This is a genomic window from Zwartia sp. (genome assembly GCF_049655405.1).
Lineage (GTDB): Bacteria > Pseudomonadota > Gammaproteobacteria > Burkholderiales > Burkholderiaceae_B > Zwartia.
The window spans coordinates 242045-261885 of sequence record NZ_JBASJR010000016.1 but is presented as its reverse complement, the minus strand read 5'-3'; the positions used below and the strand labels follow the sequence as shown (position 1 = coordinate 261885).

Annotated in this window: 16 protein-coding genes; 6 read left to right on the top strand and 10 right to left on the bottom strand. The window is 52.5% G+C overall.

Annotated features, from left to right (window positions below):
- Positions 1-538 precede the first annotated feature (538 nt).
- From rng to WBJ47_RS15440, 3 genes are all read left to right on the top strand, one after another.
- Positions 539-2002, top strand: a complete 1464-nt coding sequence (gene rng, locus WBJ47_RS15450) for a ribonuclease G (protein WP_422242761.1) — start codon at positions 539-541, stop codon at positions 2000-2002.
- Between the two features lie 163 nt (positions 2003-2165).
- Positions 2166-3161 (top strand): Bug family tripartite tricarboxylate transporter substrate binding protein, encoded by a 996-nt coding sequence (locus WBJ47_RS15445; RefSeq protein WP_422242760.1) that lies wholly within the window; start codon positions 2166-2168, stop codon positions 3159-3161.
- A gap of 3 nt (positions 3162-3164) precedes the next feature.
- Entirely contained in the window at positions 3165-4208 is a 1044-nt protein-coding gene (locus tag WBJ47_RS15440; protein WP_424585398.1) for a hypothetical protein, read from the top strand.
- A gap of 35 nt (positions 4209-4243) precedes the next feature.
- Here WBJ47_RS15440 and WBJ47_RS15435 read toward each other — a convergent pair whose 3' ends face one another.
- Genes WBJ47_RS15435 through msbA form a run of 4 tightly spaced genes read right to left on the bottom strand, consistent with a single transcriptional unit; the run spans position 4244 to position 8530 of the window.
- Complete coding sequence (locus WBJ47_RS15435; protein ID WP_422243284.1) at positions 4244-5623, bottom strand: amidase; 1380 nt, start codon at positions 5621-5623, stop codon at positions 4244-4246.
- Positions 5620-5856, bottom strand: coding sequence for a hypothetical protein (locus WBJ47_RS15430; RefSeq protein ID WP_422243283.1), 237 nt, complete (start codon positions 5854-5856; stop codon positions 5620-5622). Before WBJ47_RS15430 ends, WBJ47_RS15435 begins: the two co-directional genes overlap by 4 nt.
- A 34-nt stretch (positions 5857-5890) precedes the next feature.
- A complete protein-coding gene (locus WBJ47_RS15425; RefSeq protein WP_424585397.1) occupies positions 5891-6742 on the bottom strand; it encodes a nitroreductase family protein in 852 nt (283 codons plus the stop codon).
- Positions 6743-6754: 12 nt separating this feature from the next.
- Positions 6755-8530 (bottom strand): lipid A export permease/ATP-binding protein MsbA, encoded by a 1776-nt coding sequence (gene msbA / locus WBJ47_RS15420; RefSeq protein ID WP_422246467.1) that lies wholly within the window; start codon positions 8528-8530, stop codon positions 6755-6757.
- 97 nt (positions 8531-8627) lie between these two features.
- On the opposite strand from msbA, the gene WBJ47_RS15415 reads away from it, so the two are divergent.
- Together WBJ47_RS15415 and WBJ47_RS15410 are read left to right on the top strand one after the other, a co-directional pair.
- Positions 8628-9608: a glycosyltransferase family 9 protein gene (locus WBJ47_RS15415; protein ID WP_422246465.1), complete on the top strand. Its 981-nt coding sequence runs from the start codon at positions 8628-8630 to the stop codon at positions 9606-9608.
- A gap of 65 nt (positions 9609-9673) precedes the next feature.
- The gene (locus WBJ47_RS15410; RefSeq protein WP_422246463.1) at positions 9674-10387 is read left to right on the top strand and encodes a YdcF family protein; all 714 of its coding nucleotides are present in this window, start codon (positions 9674-9676) and stop codon (positions 10385-10387) included.
- On the opposite strand, the gene WBJ47_RS15405 is transcribed toward WBJ47_RS15410, so the two are convergent.
- From WBJ47_RS15405 to dnaE, 6 genes are read right to left on the bottom strand one after another with little or no spacing between them, the layout of a single operon-like run.
- Positions 10384-11535 carry a glycosyltransferase family 4 protein gene (locus WBJ47_RS15405; RefSeq protein WP_422246461.1) on the bottom strand — a complete coding sequence of 384 codons (1152 nt, stop codon included), beginning with the start codon at positions 11533-11535 and terminating at the stop codon, positions 10384-10386. The two genes, WBJ47_RS15410 and WBJ47_RS15405, sit on opposite strands and share 4 nt — an antisense overlap.
- A complete protein-coding gene (locus WBJ47_RS15400; protein WP_422246460.1) occupies positions 11528-12256 on the bottom strand; it encodes a polysaccharide deacetylase family protein in 729 nt (242 codons plus the stop codon). Before WBJ47_RS15400 ends, WBJ47_RS15405 begins: the two co-directional genes overlap by 8 nt.
- Complete coding sequence (locus WBJ47_RS15395) at positions 12253-13392, bottom strand: glycosyltransferase (RefSeq protein ID WP_422246459.1); 1140 nt, start codon at positions 13390-13392, stop codon at positions 12253-12255. Before WBJ47_RS15395 ends, WBJ47_RS15400 begins: the two co-directional genes overlap by 4 nt.
- On the bottom strand, positions 13389-14186 hold the full coding sequence (locus WBJ47_RS15390; protein WP_422246474.1) for a glycosyltransferase family 2 protein: 798 nt from the start codon (positions 14184-14186) through the stop codon (positions 13389-13391). The genes WBJ47_RS15395 and WBJ47_RS15390 overlap by 4 nt, the downstream gene beginning before the upstream one ends.
- 19 nt (positions 14187-14205) lie before the next feature.
- Positions 14206-15366, bottom strand: coding sequence for a glycosyltransferase family 4 protein (locus WBJ47_RS15385; protein WP_422246458.1), 1161 nt, complete (start codon positions 15364-15366; stop codon positions 14206-14208).
- The gene (gene dnaE / locus WBJ47_RS15380; RefSeq protein WP_422246457.1) at positions 15344-18832 is read right to left on the bottom strand and encodes a DNA polymerase III subunit alpha; all 3489 of its coding nucleotides are present in this window, start codon (positions 18830-18832) and stop codon (positions 15344-15346) included. Before dnaE ends, WBJ47_RS15385 begins: the two co-directional genes overlap by 23 nt.
- A gap of 104 nt (positions 18833-18936) precedes the next feature.
- On the opposite strand from dnaE, the gene WBJ47_RS15375 reads away from it, so the two are divergent.
- On the top strand, positions 18937-19836 hold the full coding sequence (locus WBJ47_RS15375) for an aspartyl/asparaginyl beta-hydroxylase domain-containing protein (RefSeq protein WP_422246455.1): 900 nt from the start codon (positions 18937-18939) through the stop codon (positions 19834-19836).
- Positions 19837-19841: the final 5 nt, after the last annotated feature.

Genomic DNA, 19841 nt, shown 5'->3' with positions numbered 1-19841 from the left:
CCCAGGCCGGTTATACGTCGCTGCTCAAAGGAAGTGAGGTTATTTATATCAAGCTTTTACACTTAATATTCATTTCCAAACTTCTTTGTGAGCACTTGATTTCGTTTGCAATCACTGAACCTGTTACAGCACAGTGACCTGCGACACTCATTCCAAGCGCCCACACTTATCGGTTGTCAAATTTTTAAAGAACAAGGTACTAAATTCTGTACTGCAATTTCCTGCTTTTTCTGCAACTTGCTTTTGGTTATTTGCCAGAAGCAGAGGAACGAGATTATGAAGGAGTTTTTTGTCCGTGTCAAATTAGTTTCGAGTTATTTGCAATTTATTTTGCTTACAACACAATACTGAAGTGACTAGCAAACTGAACAACCTCACATTCCTGCCCCATTTAGTGCTGTATCTCACAACACCAAAATCACAGACTTGGTTTTTTCTCTGCACAATGTTGCTTTCGCAACGCTGTTAATTAAATATATCTAAAGCCAGGCCCGCTACTATAGCACAACTACTTACGTACTATCCCAAGCTGAGCAAAATGACTGAAGACATCCTGATTAATGTGACCCCTTTTGAATCACGTGTGGCCATTGTTGCCCGTGGAGCGGTACAAGAACTCCATATGGAACGCAGCACACAGCGGGGCCAAGTGGGTAATGTCTATTTAGGTAAGGTGGTGCGCGTATTGCCGGGTATGCAAAGCGCCTTTGTAGAGATTGGTCTGGAGCGTGCTGCGTTTATTCATATTGCAGACCTCAGGGAAAACCGTTCAGAGCGCGCGCTCGGCACGCCCCCCACCCCCATCGAGAAACTCATCTTTGAGGGGCAGAGTCTCATGGTGCAAGTCATTAAAGATCCGCTCGGCACAAAGGGGGCCAGACTTTCTACCCAAATTAGTATTGCGGGCCGCATGTTGGTGTACCTCCCACATGAGCCCCATATTGGTATTTCACAGAAAATAGGCTCTGAGACTGATCGACAAGCACTCAGGGATCGCCTGCAAGCCTTAGTCCCTGCTGATGAAAAAGGCGGTTTCATTGTTCGCACACAAGCCGAGGGTGCGAGCGATCAGGAGCTTGAGGCTGATCTTGCCTACCTCAAAAAAATATGGGGGAACGTTCAACAAGGCGCGAGAACATTACCCGCAACCAGCCTGCTTCACCAAGATTTGACTCTCGCTCAGCGTGTGCTGAGAGATATGGTCACCCCTGAAACAAACCAAATTTTGATCGATTCGCGTAGCGTCACCGTCGAGCTCAAGGCTTGGGCGGGTATTTACACACCTTCGGTTGTCGAACGTATCAAACACTATAGCGGCGAACGGACACTTTTTGATACCGCAAACATCGAGGAAGAAATCGCACGCGCGCTCTCCAGGCGTGTCGATCTCAAGTCAGGTGGATATTTGATTATTGATCAGACAGAAGCGCTGACAACAGTGGATGTCAACACCGGTGGTTTTGTCGGAGGAAGAAATTTTAACGACACTATTTTCAAAACGAATCTTGAGGCTGCGCAGGCCATTGCCCGCCAGCTTAGGTTACGCAATCTTGGCGGCATCATCATTTTAGATTTTATTGATATGGATGATGCCGAGCACCGCGATGCGGTCCTTGCCGAACTCAACAAGGCTCTGTCCTTCGATCGTACTCGCATGACTGTGAACGGTTTTACACAACTCGGCCTCGTTGAAATGACACGCAAACGTACGCGTGACTCACTTGCACATCAGCTGTGCGAGCCTTGCCCGACCTGCCAGAGCCGCGGCCATGTCCGCACGAACAAAAGCATTTGCTATGACATCTTGCGGGAGATTTTGCGAGAGGCTAAGCAATTTAATCCGCGCGAATTTCGCATCCTCGCATCGCAGGGTGTGATTGATCTCTTTTTAGAAGAAGAGAGTCAGCACCTCGCAGTGTTGGGGGATTTTATTGGTAAAAAAATCTCACTCGAAGTCGCGACGGATTACACCCAAGAGCAATATGACATTGTGCTGACCTGATGAAAAACAAGATATGCGAGAGACTAATTTCCAATTGTCAATACAGGATCATATGGATATGTGCGTGTGCGCACTGAGTGTGCTTGAGGGATAGAATCAGTGGGTGTCGTCCAAAAATTTAAGCATCATAAATAGACATCCGACAAATCCAAAGGAGAAAGACATGAAAAAAATTTCAACCGTACGCATGGCCAGCACGCTCGGGCTTGCCACTCTCGCACTGTCAGGTGCGCTGAGCTTTTCGGCTGCGCAAGCACAGTCAACCTATCCGAACAAACCGATTAAGTTTGTGGTCCCCTACTCTGCAGGCACCACCACAGATGTCATCGCACGTGTCTATGCAGACAAACTTGGCAAATTACTCGGCCAAAACATCATTGTCGATAACAAAGCAGGTGCTGGCGGCAACATTTCAGCTGAGTCCGTGGCGCGTGCCGCACCCGATGGCTACACACTGACTTTTTCGACAAGCGCGACGCATGCCACTAATCCATCTCTTTACAAAAATGTAAATTTTGATCCAATCAAGGACTTTACACATATTGCCTTGATGGTCTCAGCACCCAACATGCTGGCGATCAATCCAAAGATTCCGGCAACTAACATGGCGGAACTCATCGCTTATGCCAAAAAAAATCCAGGTAAATTGACCTACATCTCTGCAGGCTCTGGAACCTCGCCACACATGGCCGGCGAGTTGCTCAAAACAATGGCGGGTATTGATATTCAGCACGTGCCTTACAAAAATATCAACCAAGGCTTTACAGACTTGTTTGCCGGCACTGTTTCGATGACCTTTTATCATGTTCCAGTGATTTACCCGCACGTCAAAGATGGCCGACTACGCGCACTGGGTGTGGCAACCAGCGAGCGCAGCCCGATTGCTCCCGAGGTGCCACCTATTGGCGACACCGTCAAAGGTTACGATCTGCGCCCCTGGTGGGGATTAGCTGGTCCTGCAGGGATGCCGAAAGACATGGTTGAAAAGCTGCACAAAGCCACCACGCAAGTTTTGGCTGATCCTGAGGTGCAAGAGCGCTTTAAAAATATGGGCCTGATCATTACGCCAATGTCGACAAAACAGTTCAACGACTTTACCGTCAGCGAGTTGGCCAAGTGGAGCAAGATCGTCAAAGACTCTGGCGCGAGTGCGAATTAAACAATGAAACAACAGCAACCTGCGATGTTGCTGCCAACCACGGTGGTTGGCAGCTATCCTCAACCAGACTGGCTGGTTGACCGCGAACAATTGTCCAAAGGTGTGCCACGGACACGTCAACATGAGCTCTGGCGCATTCCAGAGGAGCGACTTGAACAGGCGCAAGATGATGCGACTGTGCTGGCGATCCGAGATATGGAACGGGCTGGCATCGACATCATTACGGATGGCGAAATCAGAAGGGAGAGTTACTCAAACCGTTTTGCCATGGAGCTCGAAGGGGTCGATGGCAAAACACCGGCGATCATTACGTCAAAAGCGGGCTTACAAACACCCGTACCCCGCGTGGTGAGCAAAATTGTTCGTACTCATCCTGTAGAGATTCGAGATTTACTGTTTTTGAAAGCGAATACGGATCGTTTGGCAAAGATCACCCTGCCTGGTCCCTTTACGATGGGTCAACAAGCAAAAAATGAGTTCTACGCCGACGATGAAGAAATGGTGATGGACTTTGCTGCGGCAGTCAATGCCGAGGCGCTGGATCTACAAGCCGCTGGTGCAGATTTCATTCAACTCGATGAACCCTGGCTGCGACATGACCCTGAGGCGGCCAAACGATACGCTGTCAAAGCGATCAATCGTGCCCTGCAAGGCATCACGGTGCCGACCATTGTGCATTTGTGCTTTGGCTATGCCGCGGTTGTCAAAGGACAGAAACCAACAGGCTATTCATTTTTACCAGGCCTGGGCGACTCGATTGCAAAGCAAATTTCTATCGAGGCCGCACAACCACGTTTGGACTTGGGAGTACTGACTGATCTTGCAGGTAAGAAAATCATGTTGGGTGTGCTGGATCTGGGTACACATGACATTGAGACCCCTCAGTTGGTGGCCGAGCGTATTCGTGCTGGCTTGAAATACGTTGCTGCGGAAAACATGATTCCCGCTCCTGATTGCGGCATGAAGTACTTACCGAGGAATGTTGCCTTCGGTAAGTTACGAGCGCTCGCGGAAGGCGCAAAGATTGTGCGACAGGAACTTTCCTGATCGGGGCTCAAAACCCTGAGCCCCAAAAGCTCAAATCAGGAAAGTTGAGGATGCATCGTGTGCCACGGGGTGGCTTGTTCAAAAGCCGCTCCGGCTCGCAACACAGTCACCTCGTCGTAGTTTTTGCCAATGAGTTGTAACGACACCGGCAGACCCTCACTAGACAAGCCGCTCATCATCGCTAAGGCGGGATGACCGGTCAGGTTAAATGGAACCCGTGCCTGTCTGGTGTAAGTACGGACGACTTCTTTGACGTCCTCAATCCGACAGGCGGGATCTAAAGAGTTGGCTGCCAACAAAATATCCACGTTTTTAAAGGCGTGATTAACGCGATCAATCAGCGCACCGCGCATTTGCATGGCCTGAACATAATCGCCTGCACTCAGAAATGCGCCGCACATCAGTTTGCGTCTGGACATTTCTGCATAGTCTTGTGGACGCTCACGAAGATTTTGCGCATGAATCGCCCAGCCCTCTGACATCAAGATGATTTTTTGCGCCGCGCTAAACTCTTGCAACGAAGGCAACGTCATGTCGTTGACCTCTGCGCCCAAGTCACGAAATACCTGGCATGCCTCATTGAGGGCGCGGGTCACATCGGGATGGGCGATTTCGTCCTTTTCGTGAAAATGACGAATAAAACCAATTCGCAGACCTTTAACACCCAGCTTGAGATCTCTGGTGTAAGTCGCAGGCTTGGTCGCATTGGGAGACGATGAGGTTTGCGCCATCACGTCAAGTAACAGTGCGACATCTTGGACCGTGCGCGCCATCGGCCCCACGTGATCCAGCGACATGGACAAGGGATACACCCCACGTCTCGATACCAAATCATAGGTCGCCTTGAGACCCGCTAAACCGCAGGCCGCCGCGGGATGTCGCACAGATCCACCGGTATCGGTTCCGAGCGCGAGTGGCAAAAACCCCGCAGCGAGTGCGGTACCAGACCCAGAAGATGATCCGCCTGGGTGGTGGGCGATATTCCAGGGATTGCGCGCGGGCGGAAACGGCAAGTCAAAAGAAGGACCACCAATTGCAAACTCATGCAAGGCTAACTTGCCAAACAAAATCGCTCCCGACGCACGTAATGCCGTAATGACAGGCGCATCCTCCACAGCAAGGTGCTCGAGCATGACCTTAGAGTGGCAAGAGGTTCGCTGCCCTGCCATATCGATAATGTCTTTGATCCCGACGGGCACTCCATGCAGTGGCCCTAAGCGTCTTCCAGCCTTGAACTCTCGCTCCGCTTGCTTGGCGGCTTGAAGTGCGGCCGCGCGGTCAAGCTCGATAAAGGCGTGATATTGAGGCTCTAGGGCGTCGATGCGTGCAAACAAGGCCTCAATGACCGTCACAGGCGAAAGCGTCCCTGCATCATAGGCCTGGCTGATTTCCGAAGCGGTCATCCAGTGCATCATGACTTCACCTGCATCACAGGCCAAAGCTCGGCGGTATTGTCGATAGGCGCTTGAAACGCAGCACGAATATTTAAAGCGGTTCGGGCAGCGGTGGAGACATCTTCTGGGAATCTCGCCAGCGCATCTTCGAGCCCAGCTAACCTGGCGAGCATCTGAATATCATCGTCCTGACGGACTGAGGGCGCAGAGTTGGGATGGATACTTACCGGTGTATGTGTCATTTTTTCCGCCATGTTTGGCTCCTTTATATTTTTTGTTGTGCTGTCTTTATTTCAAACTAAATTTTTTGTTACGTATGAATGCTCCGAAATCGGCGCGCTCCTCTACGGAATAGTGGCGGGCCTTATCCTCAGACCAGCCATTTAATTTTGCATCCGGATATATATTGGCATGGCGCTGTCTACGGAGTGGAAACAACGCATGACGACGTGCATCGTACGCATCGATATGATCTTTGAGTCCCGACTCATCAAACTGATCCACATGCGTGGTGACAGCAAGAGGCAGCCGCGGCATGATGCGTCCGGACTCCAAGGGGTAACCTACGCAAAGTCCCGCCACGGGAAACACAGCATCAGGCAAACCTAACAGCGCACTGGTCTGATCCGCGTGATTACGCACAGCACTGATGGGTACGGTCACGAGACCGACCGCCTCGGCCGCGCGAATAAACTGGCTCATCACAATGCCTGCATCGACAGCGGCATTCATGAAATGATCGAGGTGGTCATTGACAAAAGGCTTGTCGCGCCATTGTCCGATCTGTCGAATACGGAGATTATTGGCGCAAAACACCAAAAATACAGGCGCATCATTGATCCAAGGCATATCAGGAATCCAATCGGCAATCGCCTTGATCCGTGATCGCTCGGCCACATGCACGATGTCGGCTTGTTGCAAATCAGATTTTGAAGGTGCAGAGAGCGCGCAAGCAAACAATACCTGAAGCAGATCGGGTGCCACGGCCTGACTGGCCCATTTACGATGTGAACTGTGCGTCAGCATCCGAAGCAACTCATCAGCACCAGGTAAGTCAGGTGGGATGCGCAGAGACTCACCGAAGCGCTGGAGCGCCGCATCTGCTAGTTGTTCAGGAAGCGTGATGGGGCGCTGTGACATATCAAATCACTCCTACTCTTCGCGAAATTGCATTTGATAGAGCGCAGCATAGGCGCCCCCACGAGCGAGAAGCTCTGTATGAGAACCTTGCTCAACGACTTTGCCGTGATCCATCACCACGATCATATCTGCATTTTGAACGGTCGATAAACGATGGGCAATCACGAGTGTGGTTCTGCCCTTCATCAAGGTTTCAAGCGAAGCTTGAACTTGGCGTTCCGATTCATTATCAAGGGCCGAGGTGGCCTCGTCCAATATCAAAATCGGTGCATTTTTAATCAAGGCGCGCGCAATCGCAAGTCGCTGACGCTGTCCGCCGGATAAGCGGGTCGCATTTTCACCTACATGGGTTTGCAATCCAAGCGGAAGTCCCTCAACGAACTCCAAAAGATTGGCCGCCGACAGCGCGCTGAGAATTTCTGCTTCTGTCGCCTCGTGTAGGGCACCGTAGCCAACGTTGACGGCAATCGTATCGTCAAAGAGCACGACATCCTGACTGACAAGCGACAACTGCTCGCGCAATGCGCGTAAGTTCAGCGAGGCAATATCGCGGCCATCAATCAAGATCTCGCCAGTCGAAGGGGATACAAAACGCGGCAACATGTTGACTAAGGTAGTCTTGCCACTTCCAGAGCGTCCAACCAGGGCAACCGTCTGACCCGGCTCCACCATAATCGAAACCTCAGATAAGGTGTCCTTTTGAGCATCGGCAAAACGATGCGAAACCTGCCGAAACTCAACGCGTCCTTGTGCCCTACCCTCGAAGCGACCAGTGCCGGTTTCTGGTTCTGAAGGTTGGTCAACCAAGGTAAAAACACTTTCAGCCGCCACCAGCATTTTTTGCATGCGCCCAGCGACCTTGGTGAGGCGCTTGATAGGATCGAAAATTTGCGCAAGCGCTGCCATAAACGCCGCAAAACTCCCGACGGTGAGCGTTCCTGTATTGGCTTGGTTCAGCGCCACAGCAATCACTGCCGCCACGGCGATTGCCGTGATTACCTGTGTGATGGGAGTCATCGCAGCATCAGACGTCGCCGCGCGCATATCAAACCGGCGCAGGCGTCCGCTCACATAAGAAAAACGACTGCGCTCAAATTCATACCCGTCAAAGAGCTTGACGACCCGTTGACCATCGATGCCCTCGCTGACCACCCGCGTCAACTCAGCATTCATATTGACCGTATCTTGGTTGATACGCCGCATGCGGGCGATAAAAGAACGTGAGATCAACACTGAAATTGGCATGGTCACCAAAATGATCAGCGTTAGTTCCCAAGACATATAGAGCAACACACCAATCATTGCGATCACCACGAGTGACTCTCGCACAATCACAGTCAAGACCTCTGTCGCATAACTCGTGACGTTGCCAGCATCCACCGTAAAACGATTGAGCAAACGTCCGGTATCTCCTTTTTTAAAATCGCTGTCAGGCATCGTGAGCAATTTTTCAAACATGTCGCGCCGCACCCCTAACAAGACGTTATTGGCGACCCAGGCGAGTAAATAATCACTAAAAAAGTTACAGAGTCCGCGCAAGAAGATCAGCGCAATAATCGCCAGGGGGACTTGCCAAACGTACTCAGGTTTGGCGCCTGAAAACCCCTCATCGAGCAACGGCTTCATTGCGACAGCCAAAGTGGGCTGTGTCGCGGCAGCGCCCGCCATAAACAGGATCGCGAGCGCGAGTCCTTTCCAATAAATGCCAACGCGACTATAGATACGCGTCCACAGACTGTTTTTAAGCGACTGAGGGGGCACAGAAGCTGATCCGGGAGATGAAGTCAAAATGAGGCTCTAAAATCAGATAATTTCATGATTTTACTCGTCTGAGCCAACACACGTCACAGACGGTTCATCCCTATCAACATAAACAGACACCATCATGACTGCGCAAGACTTGAATAAGCGACCGGCTCCTATCCTAATTCGACTACCAAACTGGATTGGTGATGTCTGTATGTGCCTTCCAGCACTCGACTTACTCGCCCAAGCGGGCGTCCCAGTGGTGGTCTGCGCGCGCGGCTGGGCCAAGGATTTGCTGACAGGCCTCAAGACCGAAGGCTTCATTGAAATGACGGATTCGATTCGGGCCAATGTCCGTGCGCTGCGCCAATGGAGACGAGAGCATCCTTCGCACCAGCTGGGCTTACTCATGCCAGACTCACTTTCTAGTGCGCTGACTTTCAAACTGGCCGGTATTCAAAGTGCAGGTTGGCGTGATGATGGCAGATCGCTACTACTTAAATGGGCTTTTCACAAGCCGACTGAACCGATGCATGCCGTTGAGGCGTGGTTTGAATTGACGCAACGGGCACTCAGCAGTTGGGGGTTTGACACCCGCAGCATATCTCTGCCAAGCACCCTTCAGTTAACCATCACAAATGAACACAAGCAATCGGCTAGCGCCGCACTGCGTGAGGCGGGTTTAAAAGCAGGCCAATTTGTCCTGATTGCGCCGACGGCAACGGGTCAGCACCGAGGTCAAAAAAAGGTATGGCCGCATTTCGATGCGCTGGCGCGAGTGTTACAAAATAATCGAGTGAACGTGGCGATGTGCCCGCCCGCGAACGAGCAAGCCGCGGCCAATCGCGCAGCGCCAACGGTCGACTTGATTCGCCCACTCAATCTGGGGGCTTTTTGTGCGCTCACGCGTATGGCATCACTCGTTATTTGTAACGATTCGGGTGTGGCGCACTTGTGTGCGGCCGCGGGGGTTCGACAGCTGACACTTTTTGGTGTGACCGATGCCAACAAAACAGGTCCATGGAACCCCGAGAGCTGCAATATGGGGCAAAATGGGGCTTGGCCCTCTGCGGGTGAGGTCGTCACCCGTGTGCAGCTATTATTGACATCCAAAACCTGAGTCAGATTCCTTTGCTTTCCTCCATACCTTTTTCCAATATTCTGCTTTATCCTCCCGGCCTTTGCGTGCTTTTAATCACGCTGGCCGTGTTGTTGTTTGTACTGAAATTACGTTTGGCGGGTGTGTTACTGGTCATCGCGGGTCTAGCATGGGTATTGGCGTGGTCACTGCCGATTACCTCGCTCTATCTTGGCGGTCGACTCGAATCTCAACACCCATACAAACTTCCTCGCGACTTGCCTCGGGCAGATGTCATCGTGATCTTTGGGGGCAACACTCAAGCAAACCGGGCTAACTGGTTCGAACCGTATAACCGTGCGACTGCTGTAGATCGAATTGATTTAGCTGAAGCGCTTTACTTGGCCGGCCGTGCACCCAGAATTTTGATATCCGGAAGTGCGCTTGACGGCAAAGTCAGCGAAGCGCAAATGATTGCCAGATTGTTGAGGCAACGCGGAATTCCAGACTCGGCAATTCTTTTAGAAAATAACAGTCGTAACACCTACGAAAACGCGCGTTTTACAGACATCATCATGCGCGGTCAAAAACTCAAAAGTGCATTGCTCGTCACTTCTGCGCTTCATATGCCCAGAGCTGCGGGGAGCCTGCAAAAACGAGGCATTCAAGTGACCGCCGCCAGTGGCGCACCGCAAATTGTGTTGCCGCTCAACAATCCACCTGAACTCTGGCGTCCACATTTACGGAGCCTCGAGGCGAGCCGGACGATTATCAAAGAGTATTTAGGTCTGTTTGGCTATTGGGTTCGTGGCTGGCTCTAAAGAGCGTTGCGTCCACGCACCACTGAAAAATAGAGTGCTTCGTAGCGTTTTGCGACGGCTTCCCATGAGAAAGACTGGACCAAATCGGCACTCCTTCGCACGATCTGCGTGCCAAGTGCATGCTGAGGATCCAGTGCGAGCAAGGCCGCCGCAATCGCACTGCTGTCTTTAGGGTCCTCTAGCACCCAAGCATCGTGCCGGTGCTGCACAAAAGCTGCAAAACCACAATACTGCGCCGCACTGAGCACCACAGGCAAGCCATGCGCCATCGCCTCAAGCGGCGCCATCCCAAAACTATCACGCAATGTCGGATGGACATAAATGTCTGCGCATTGGTAATAGGGAGACACATCTGAAACGGGATCTAATAAAGTTACCCGCTCAAGCAGTTCTGGATGATGACGTTGCAAATGTTGGCGTGCCTGGGCATCCGCACCCACGACTGCGAGCTTGTAATGCGCAGGCAACGTTAGCAGGGACTCTAAAACCGCAGCCAAACCTTTTCTTAGGGGATTGCGCGCGACGAGTAAACAACCAATGTCAGTCAGCCCCCAGCCGAGCTGTGCACGGAACTGAGCGCGCAACTGGGTACGCGAGTCGAAATGGACCATCACAGCTTGTGCACCGGGCGGAATCATTTCAATGTGTTCCAGCTTGGGGTAAGCGGTACTAAGTTGCTCCTGCACACTCGGCGATACGGCGACAACCTGACGGCCGGGCTCGGTGCGAACCGATGCGGCCTCCAGCCATAGATAGGCCAAGGTCCGGAGTTGTAAACAACTCAACATCCCACGCCATCGTGACCGCAGATGAAAACGGCGAAACTTGACAGGAACAACGTGCACCACATGAATATCACCTGCTGGCCCCATAGCATGTGTATGCACCACGTCGTAGTTCGTTTCATTTTTTGTGAGCCTGCGGCTCCAATACGCAAAATGCAGCGCACGGATCCAACTTGGCCAACCCTGACACTTTTTGACATGGACCTCTTTGATGGGCAGCTCATGTGCGAACTCTCTGGCGATCACAGTCACATCATGACGCAGCGCCAACTGTTGAAAGAGATGCACTGCATAGGCCTCTGCACCGCCAAATTTTTGACCAAAGCGCTCAGTAATCAGCGCGATGCGCAAACGTTCAGCCACGGCGACGATTCTCGTGACCAGTCAAGCATTTTTGAAAAAAACGCAGCATATGTGTCGTGCGCCAAATACCGACTCTGGGTAATAAAAAAGGCCCATCTTGAGGTCCGGCTAAACCACGCCGCGTGGTGGTCGCATTTTGATAACCCGCCTCAGCAGCCATCACAGCATGCTCGGCATTAAAATGACCATAGGGGTAACAAAACGCAGTGACCTCCTGCTCAACAACTTCAGACAGAATCTGTCGGGACTGCGTCATCTGAGTCCGCGCGTCCTCAAGCGATAGCTCCGGTAAATGTACATGATCTAGCGTATGCGACCCAACCTCTTGACCTGCCTGAGACCAGGCTCTGGCTTCGGCTTGTGTCATGAGAGATGAAAACGGAACATTATTTTGCGCGTCCCAGACATTTCCGCCATCGAACTGATTGGCCACCAGATAATTGGTCGAGGTAAAACCTAACTCGGTCAAAACAGGTAAGGCATTGGTAAACACATTGCGAAAGCCATCATCGAAGGTCACGCCAAATACCTTACCTGTCTGCTCTCCCTTGAGATAGGGCATCAGGTCACGCATACTCAAGCCACGATAACCAAGCCGATGCATCCAGCGCATTTGCCTGGCGAAACTCTTGGGGTGAACGGTCAAACCACGAAACTGCGTGCCACGCGGCGCGGGCACATCAATTTGGTGGTACATCAGAATCGGGATAGACGTATTCATCTTTTAATTCTTGAGCGTGAGTGATTTGCTGCGCAGCATTGTTGATAAATAGCCAGGGTATGCGCCGCAAAGTCAGAAAGATTAAACCATTGCTCAGCATGGCGACGGGCTGCGATACCAAACTGGCGAAGCAATTCGGGCTCAGCGGCAATTTGTCGCAAGACCTCGGTCATGCCTGAGACGTCTCGTACCTCGACAATCCAGCCATTTTCTCCATGAATCAAATTTTCTGGCAAGCCTCCGACTCGCGTGACCAATACGGGTAAACCCAGCGCCATCAACTCTCGACAAGCGAATGAAAGTGCCTCTTGATAGGACAGCACGAACCCCACATCACACGCGGCAAGAAGGGGTCGAACATCATCGAGCAAGCCCGGAAAACAGACTTGAGATTGCATCCCGAATCGTGTGACTTCAGCGAACAACTCTGGTTTCGGCTGATCTCCCGCCACCAACAAAAGAAACCGAGACTTGAGCGGTTCAGGCAGCTGAGCCACCGCAGCGACTAAATCAAGCCAGCCCTTTTCGAGATCCGTTCCGCCCGCACTTCCGAGAATGATTTTGTCGCTCAAGGCATCCCCCAAGTAACGCACTCGCAGCATCGCTTTTTCGGCAGACGAAACAGGGGAAAAGTAATCAGTATCAATGCCATGCCGAACGGTAGTCACAGGACAGTGACGATAGACGGAGTCTCGCACCCGACCCGCCACATAATCGCTGACGGCAATCACGTGATCCGTTGCAAGCGACGCCCGCAAACGATGGCCAAAACTTCTTAAGGGGTGATCGTTATGTTTGGTAAAAACGACTTTAGGTCTGTTGGGTAAACCCAGTAAGGCGAGCATGACTTGTTTGTGATCCGCCGAGCCGTTGACGTGCACAATATCGAAACTTTCCTTTTTCAACAAGCTTCTTAACCTAGACCGCGCACCCAACCAAGAAGATGGGCGTGTGGTGAATTCCATCGCGACAAGCTTGACGCCCGCCACCTCACCGGCCAGTCGGTAGAGCCTGCTCGAGGCAGGACACGCCACCGTCAAAGTGTGCTCAGCCGCTAGACCTTTCAGGAGATTGACGATATAGGTGACATGTCCGCCACCATTACCACCATGAAAGTTCGTGTACAAAATCTTCATTTGGAACGATTCGAACGATTTGTGCTGTCAGTCACATTTGTACTCTGACTATTCGTTCGGCACAACATCATCAATTTCGAGTAACGAAAAAAACTGCCTGCGGCAGCTGTGGCAGCTAGGACAAAACCATAGCGTCCGTCCAGAAAGCCGCGACGCAATAGGTAAATACGAACAAAGGTCCACACGCTATGCCCCACAATACTGAACAGCCCTGCCCGCTTGCCTTTGGCAAACATCATCTGGGCGGCATCGGTGGAATAACGATTCATTTTAAGAATCAAGGCATCCAGGGTTTCGTAGGGATAGTGCAGCAAACAGGCTTTAAGCTTACCGGTTTGCCCTTTGATCTCAACCCGTTCATGAACAGGCACCTCGGTAAAGCGCCCCTTCTCGCGACGAAACAGTCGCAGTACGTGATCAGGCCACCAGCCACTGTGATGGATAGGCTGACCGCATAGTTCGGATAATCGAGGGACAAAATAGCCTTCGCAGGTAGGTGCCGCCAAGGTCTCAATGATTTCTTGTTTAAGTTTGGGCGTCACTCGCTCATCCGCATCAATGGAAAGCACCCAAGCTTGGGTGGCCGCCTCTAACGCGCGGTTTTTTTGAGGGCCAAAGCCGGGCCAGTCGGTGGACTGATGTACCACCGCGCCATGCTGACGCGCAATCTCAATCGTCCCGTCTGTACTGCCGGAGTCGAGCACAATGATTTCACTTGCAAAGCTCACCGACTGCAAGCAAGCCGCAATATGACGCGCCTCGTTTTTGGTGATGATGATCACCGATAGCGGCAAGACATGACTCTCAGAGGGATTATCCATGCTGAGCATTATGCCTGTTTGAACCATGACCGCGGCCATGCAACCACGTGCGGTAACAAACCTCAGTGTGACGCACGAGCGCTTCGGGGGTAAATTCTGAGACCAGATTGTTCCAAATGCGGTCATAGCCAGCCTGCCCCATTTGCTTGCGCAACGCAGGGTTATCAATCAGTTTGAGCAAGGCCTGCTGGAGACTTTCGACATCGTCAAGTTTGACGAGAAGCCCTGTGCGGCCATCCTCTAACATTTCGGGCACGCCCCCTACCGCCGTTGCAACCACTGGCAAACGCGCGCTTGCAGCTTCGAGAAACACCATTCCACTGGCCTCAAGCCTAGTTGGCAGACAAAAGAGGTCAAAACCTGCCATGAGGTTACTGATGTCCTCGCGTCGGCCCAACAAATGGACACGGTCCTGCAAATTCAGGCGTTGTACAAGCTGGCTCACCTCTTGAAAGATGGGCTCACCTGAACCCACCAGCACAAGATGTAAATGAGGCCGCTGCGCAAATAAGGGCGTCATGCTCTGAATGAGCTCCCGGTGGCCTTTGTTGGCACGCATCACCGCCACACAGCCAACAATGACCGCCTCAGCAGACAACCCCAACTCCTCACGCAAGGACGAGCACTGGTCAGTCGCTGCGGGGAGCACCGGGGTGTAAATCGTTTCAACGCGCTCGGGAGCCACCCCTTTTTCAATCAGTTGTTTGCGCACATACTCACTATCCGTAGTGACACAGTGTGGTAACCACGTATAAGAAAGTAAGGAGTTCACTGGATTGGCCAGATGCCGCGTACGCACAATGAGTGGTGTCTTGGCTAAGCGACCCGCCGTGGCAGCAATAATCGTGTCGCGCCGGCTATGGGTGTTGAGCACATCAAAGCCACCTTGCTTTAAGATGCCCCGCAGCTTGGTCACCGCGCGAAAAAAATTCAGATGCCCATCCATTTCCATGGTGTGCACCACAAAGCCGTTGTCCTTGAGTCGCGAGGCAAGCTGTGCACGAGGCTGACAGACAGCCTCAAGATGATGGCCGGCCTCTCGCATCGCGAGCATTTCTTTAAAAATCCGGTGCTCCTGACCACCAAAATTGGTGGCCGCCTCGGAGTGCATGATGCGCAAGGGCTGGTCTTTACTTGTAAGCAACTTCAACATCCCCTGCTGAGGTCCAACCGACCAATTGTTCGACTAGGCTATCCGACAGCCTCACCCGCCAGGACTCATCAAGCCTGATGATGCACGAAGCGGAGCCTGTTTCATACTGAATTTCGACAGGCGTTCCAGGCAATCCATTTTCAGGTGCAGCACGAAAAGGGTTAAGCACACGTTTAAGCATGACGGCATCCGCATTACCGTTGAGTCGAATACGGAGCGCCTTGGCGCGGGCTTCGCGGGCAAGTTGCAAGTCGTAGATCTGCTCGGCGACAACGCGCATGCCACCAGAGTATTCATCATTGGTGACTTTTGCCTGCACGATCAGGAGTTGATCCTCGCGCAAACGATTGCGGTGTTGCTCCATCATTTCCGCATAAACGGACACTTCGACCTGTGCACTGCCATCATCAAGTACGACAAACAACATTTTTCCGCGGCGCGTCATCATGGTTCTGAGCCCGGAGATCACCCCAGCCACCCACTGTAAATCACGCGAGGGCTCGAGACGGTTGAGCGACTTGCTGACAAAATGTCGAACTTCAGTCCGCCAAGCGTCAAACAGGTGGCCACTGAAAAAGTATCCAAGCGCGACCTTTTCCTCGGATAGACGGGCATGCAGATCCCACGGCGCACATTGTGCAAGCTCGCTTTCTACGACATCTGCGCCATCGTCACCAAATAAAGAGACTTGGTTGGCGCTACGCGCCGCCTGCTCAGCGGCCTCAAGGGCTGTCGCGAGCGAGGCCAACAATGCGGCACGATTGGCTTCGATCAGGTCGAACGCGCCAGCACGGATTAAGGCCTCAATGCTACGGCGATTGACTGAGTGACGGTCGATCCGTCTACAAAAGTCAAACAAAGAAACAAAAGGTCCATCCCCTCGAGCGCGGAGTATTTCCTCGACCGCGCCTTGACCCGTGCCCTTGACTGCGCCCATACCATAGCGAATCGTCCGGGGCGGCAAACCGCGCGCAGAGTGCTCGTCAGAGACGGGCTCGAAGCGATAACCAGACGCATTGACATCGGGCGGTAACACTTTGATGCCATTCGCTAAACAATCTCTCCAGAACGTCTGGACCTTGGTGGTGTCATCCATGTCGGAGGACAAGGTCGCTGCCATAAACTCGGCAGGATGGTGTGCCTTGAGCCACGCGGTCTGATACGCGATGAGCGCGTAGGCCGCTGAGTGCGATTTGTTAAAGCCATAGCCCGCAAACAGCTCCATCAAATCGAAGAGCTTGACGGCAAGCTTGGCGTCATAACCCTTTTTGATGGCGCCCTGTTCAAACAACTCGCGGTGGGCCGCCATTTCTTCGGCTTTTTTCTTACCCATGGCGCGACGCAGCAAATCCGCGCCTCCCAAGGAGTACCCACCGATAATCTGGGAAATCAGCATCACCTGCTCTTGATACACGATCACACCGTAGGTGCTTTTGAGTGTGTGCTCAAGATCAGTATGGAAGTAATCAACCGAGGCGCGACCGTGCTTACGATTGACAAAGTCGTCCACCATGCCCGACTCAAGTGGACCCGGACGAAATAGTGCCAGCACGGCCACAATGTCTTCGAACGTGTTGGGACGGAGCTTTTTGAGCAACTCTTTCATGCCACGCGATTCGAGCTGAAAGACAGCGGTCGTATTGGCGTCGCACAAAATCTGGTAGGTCGCCGGATCTTCGAGCGAGAGCGACATGATGTCAAAATCGCGCATGGTCGGGTTAAAGGCTCGCACAAAACGAACCGCCCAATCCAGAATCGTCAGGTTACGCAACCCCAAAAAGTCAAACTTGACTAGGCCAGCTGCTTCGACATCGTCTTTGTCGAACTGCGAAACGGCACTGCCCTCTTGGCCAGGCTGACAATACAGCGGACAGAAATCGGTCAGCTTGCCCGGGGCAATCAATACACCGCCCGCATGCATCCCGACGTTGCGCGTCAGTCCCTCAAGAGGCCGCGCGAGATCCACGAGTGCACGGACCTCTTCTTCGGTCTCGTAACGTGCCTTAAAAGAAGGCTCATCTTTGAGCGCACGATCAAGCGTCCAAGGATCGGCAGGATTGTGGGGGATGAGTTTGGATAAACCATCACACAACATATAGGGCATGTCCAGCACCCGACCGGCATCGCGCACCACCGCTTTGGCGCCAAGCGTTCCAAAGGTCGCAATCTGGCTGACCGCTTCACGTCCGTATTTTTGCTTGACGTACTCAATCACGCGTTCGCGATTATCCTGACAAAAGTCGATATCGAAGTCAGGCATCGATACCCGTTCCGGATTGAGAAAGCGCTCGAACAGAAGGTCATATCGGATCGGATCCAGATCAGTAATGCCAAGCGAATATGCTACGAGCGAACCGGCACCAGAGCCTCGCCCCGGCCCCACAGGCACTCCGTTATTTTTGCCCCAGTTGATAAAGTCTTGAACAATCAAAAAATATCCAGGGAAGCCCATTTTGATAATGGTCTGGCACTCAAGCGCCAAGCGTGCCGAGTACTGTGGCATGGCACGCGCCCGCTCCTCGGGGTCTGGGAATAACTGCAGCATTCTCTTTTCGAGACCAATTTCTGAAAGCTGAATCAGATAGTCATCGAGCGATACGCCTTCAGGAGTCGGGAAATCAGGTAGTTGAGGCTGTCCGAGTACGAGCGTCAAATTGCATCGCTGAGCAATGGCGACTGCGTTGGCCAACGCCGAAGGCACGTCGCTAAAACGCTCCACCATCGCCTGAGTCGACTGCAAATACTGATCAGGCGTGAAATGACGCGGGCGACGCGGATTGGTGAGAATTTCACCCTCAGAGATACAGACTCGCGCCTCATGAGGCTGAAAGTCCTCAGGTCCTAAAAACTGGACCGGATGCGTGGCGACCACCGGCAACCCACACTCCGCAGCCAAAGCAAGCGCGGCTCTGCAGTAGGATTGGTCAGCCTCGGCTTCGGTTCTCTGCAGCTCGAGGTAATAGGCGCCAGGAAACTCAGCCTTCCAGTGCAGAGCGCACGCACGCGCCAAATCCATATTGCCAGCTGCCAAAGCCTGACCAACGTCGCCCCCGCGGGCACCAGACAAGGCGATTAAGCCCTTGGCACCAGAGAGCCACTCGCGACGCATCTCCGCCCGACCACGGTGGGCATTAGAGAGCCAAGCGCGTGTGAGTAACTCGCATAAGGCTAAATACCCCTCGCGACTGGCAACGAGCAGTAAAATACGATGAGGTTTTTCTCGGTCTTCGTCGTTCGTCAGCCAGACGTCACATCCAGCGATGGGCTTGATGCCTGCAGAGCGGGCTTCTTTGTAGAACTTGATCAACCCAAAAAGGTTTGACAGGTCTGTCAGGGCAACCGCCGGCTGACCGAGTTGCGAGACTCGGCGAATGAGTTCTGGAATGCGGACGGTACCGTCCACGACCGAAAATTCGGAGTGGACGCGCAAGTGAACGAAGGGCTGAGTTTGGACGCTTTCTGACATAGGTCAATTGTACCTATTGTTGAGTCGAATATAGTTACACTTAGTGACGGACGCAGGTCCCGCGCAGCACCCTTGCTGCACAACGCTTTTGGATGGAATTAAGTATGAAATGGATTGTGTTGGCGACTTGGATTGGCGCAGTGCTCTTTGCGCATTTCCGCGGCCGTGTCAGACTCCCGCTGGGCCGGCAATTGCTAGACCACTCCATCATTTTGGCGCCAATCAACGCCTTTATGGTGCTGACCTCGCGCGTACCGACCTCGCCCTACATTCCTACAAGTGCGATGCCCGAGCTCAAGCTGCTTGAGGACAATTGGGAAACGATCCGAGACGAGGCCCTGCATTTGGCGAGTTTGCGAGAAATCAAAGCCCCAGAGTTACACAATGACATTGGATTTAATTCTTTTTTCAAATACGGCTGGAAACGCTTTTATCTGAAGTGGTACGACGCCAAACACCCCTCGGCTACCGCGCTTTGCCCCAAGACAGTCGCCCTGCTCAATCAGATCCCGTCAGTCAAAGCGGCCATGTTTGCTGAGTTACCGCCAGGTGGGCAACTCAATCCCCATCGTGACCCTTTTGCGGGTTCGTTACGCTATCACCTAGGTTTGGCCACACCAAATGATGATCTTTGCTATATCGATGTTGATGGCATTCGTCATAGCTGGCGCGATGGTAAGGGGGTGATTTTTGATGAAACTTACGTGCATGATGCCTACAACAAGACAGATAAAAACCGCATCATTTTGTTTTGCGATGTCGAGCGCCCCCTGATTTGGCGTTGGGCCCAAGGGTTCAACCACTGGTTTGGCAAAGTCGCCATGTCGGCGGCAAGTTCACCGAATGCAGAAACCGATCAAACTGGTTGGTTCAACAAGCTCACGCATTACCACTGGATCATCGATCAAAAACGACGGGCGTTCAAAAAAGCCAACCGAACAGCTTACAAAGCAACCAAGTTTGGCTTGATCGCTCTGGCAATTGTGTTGTTTATCGTCTTGTAAATGCT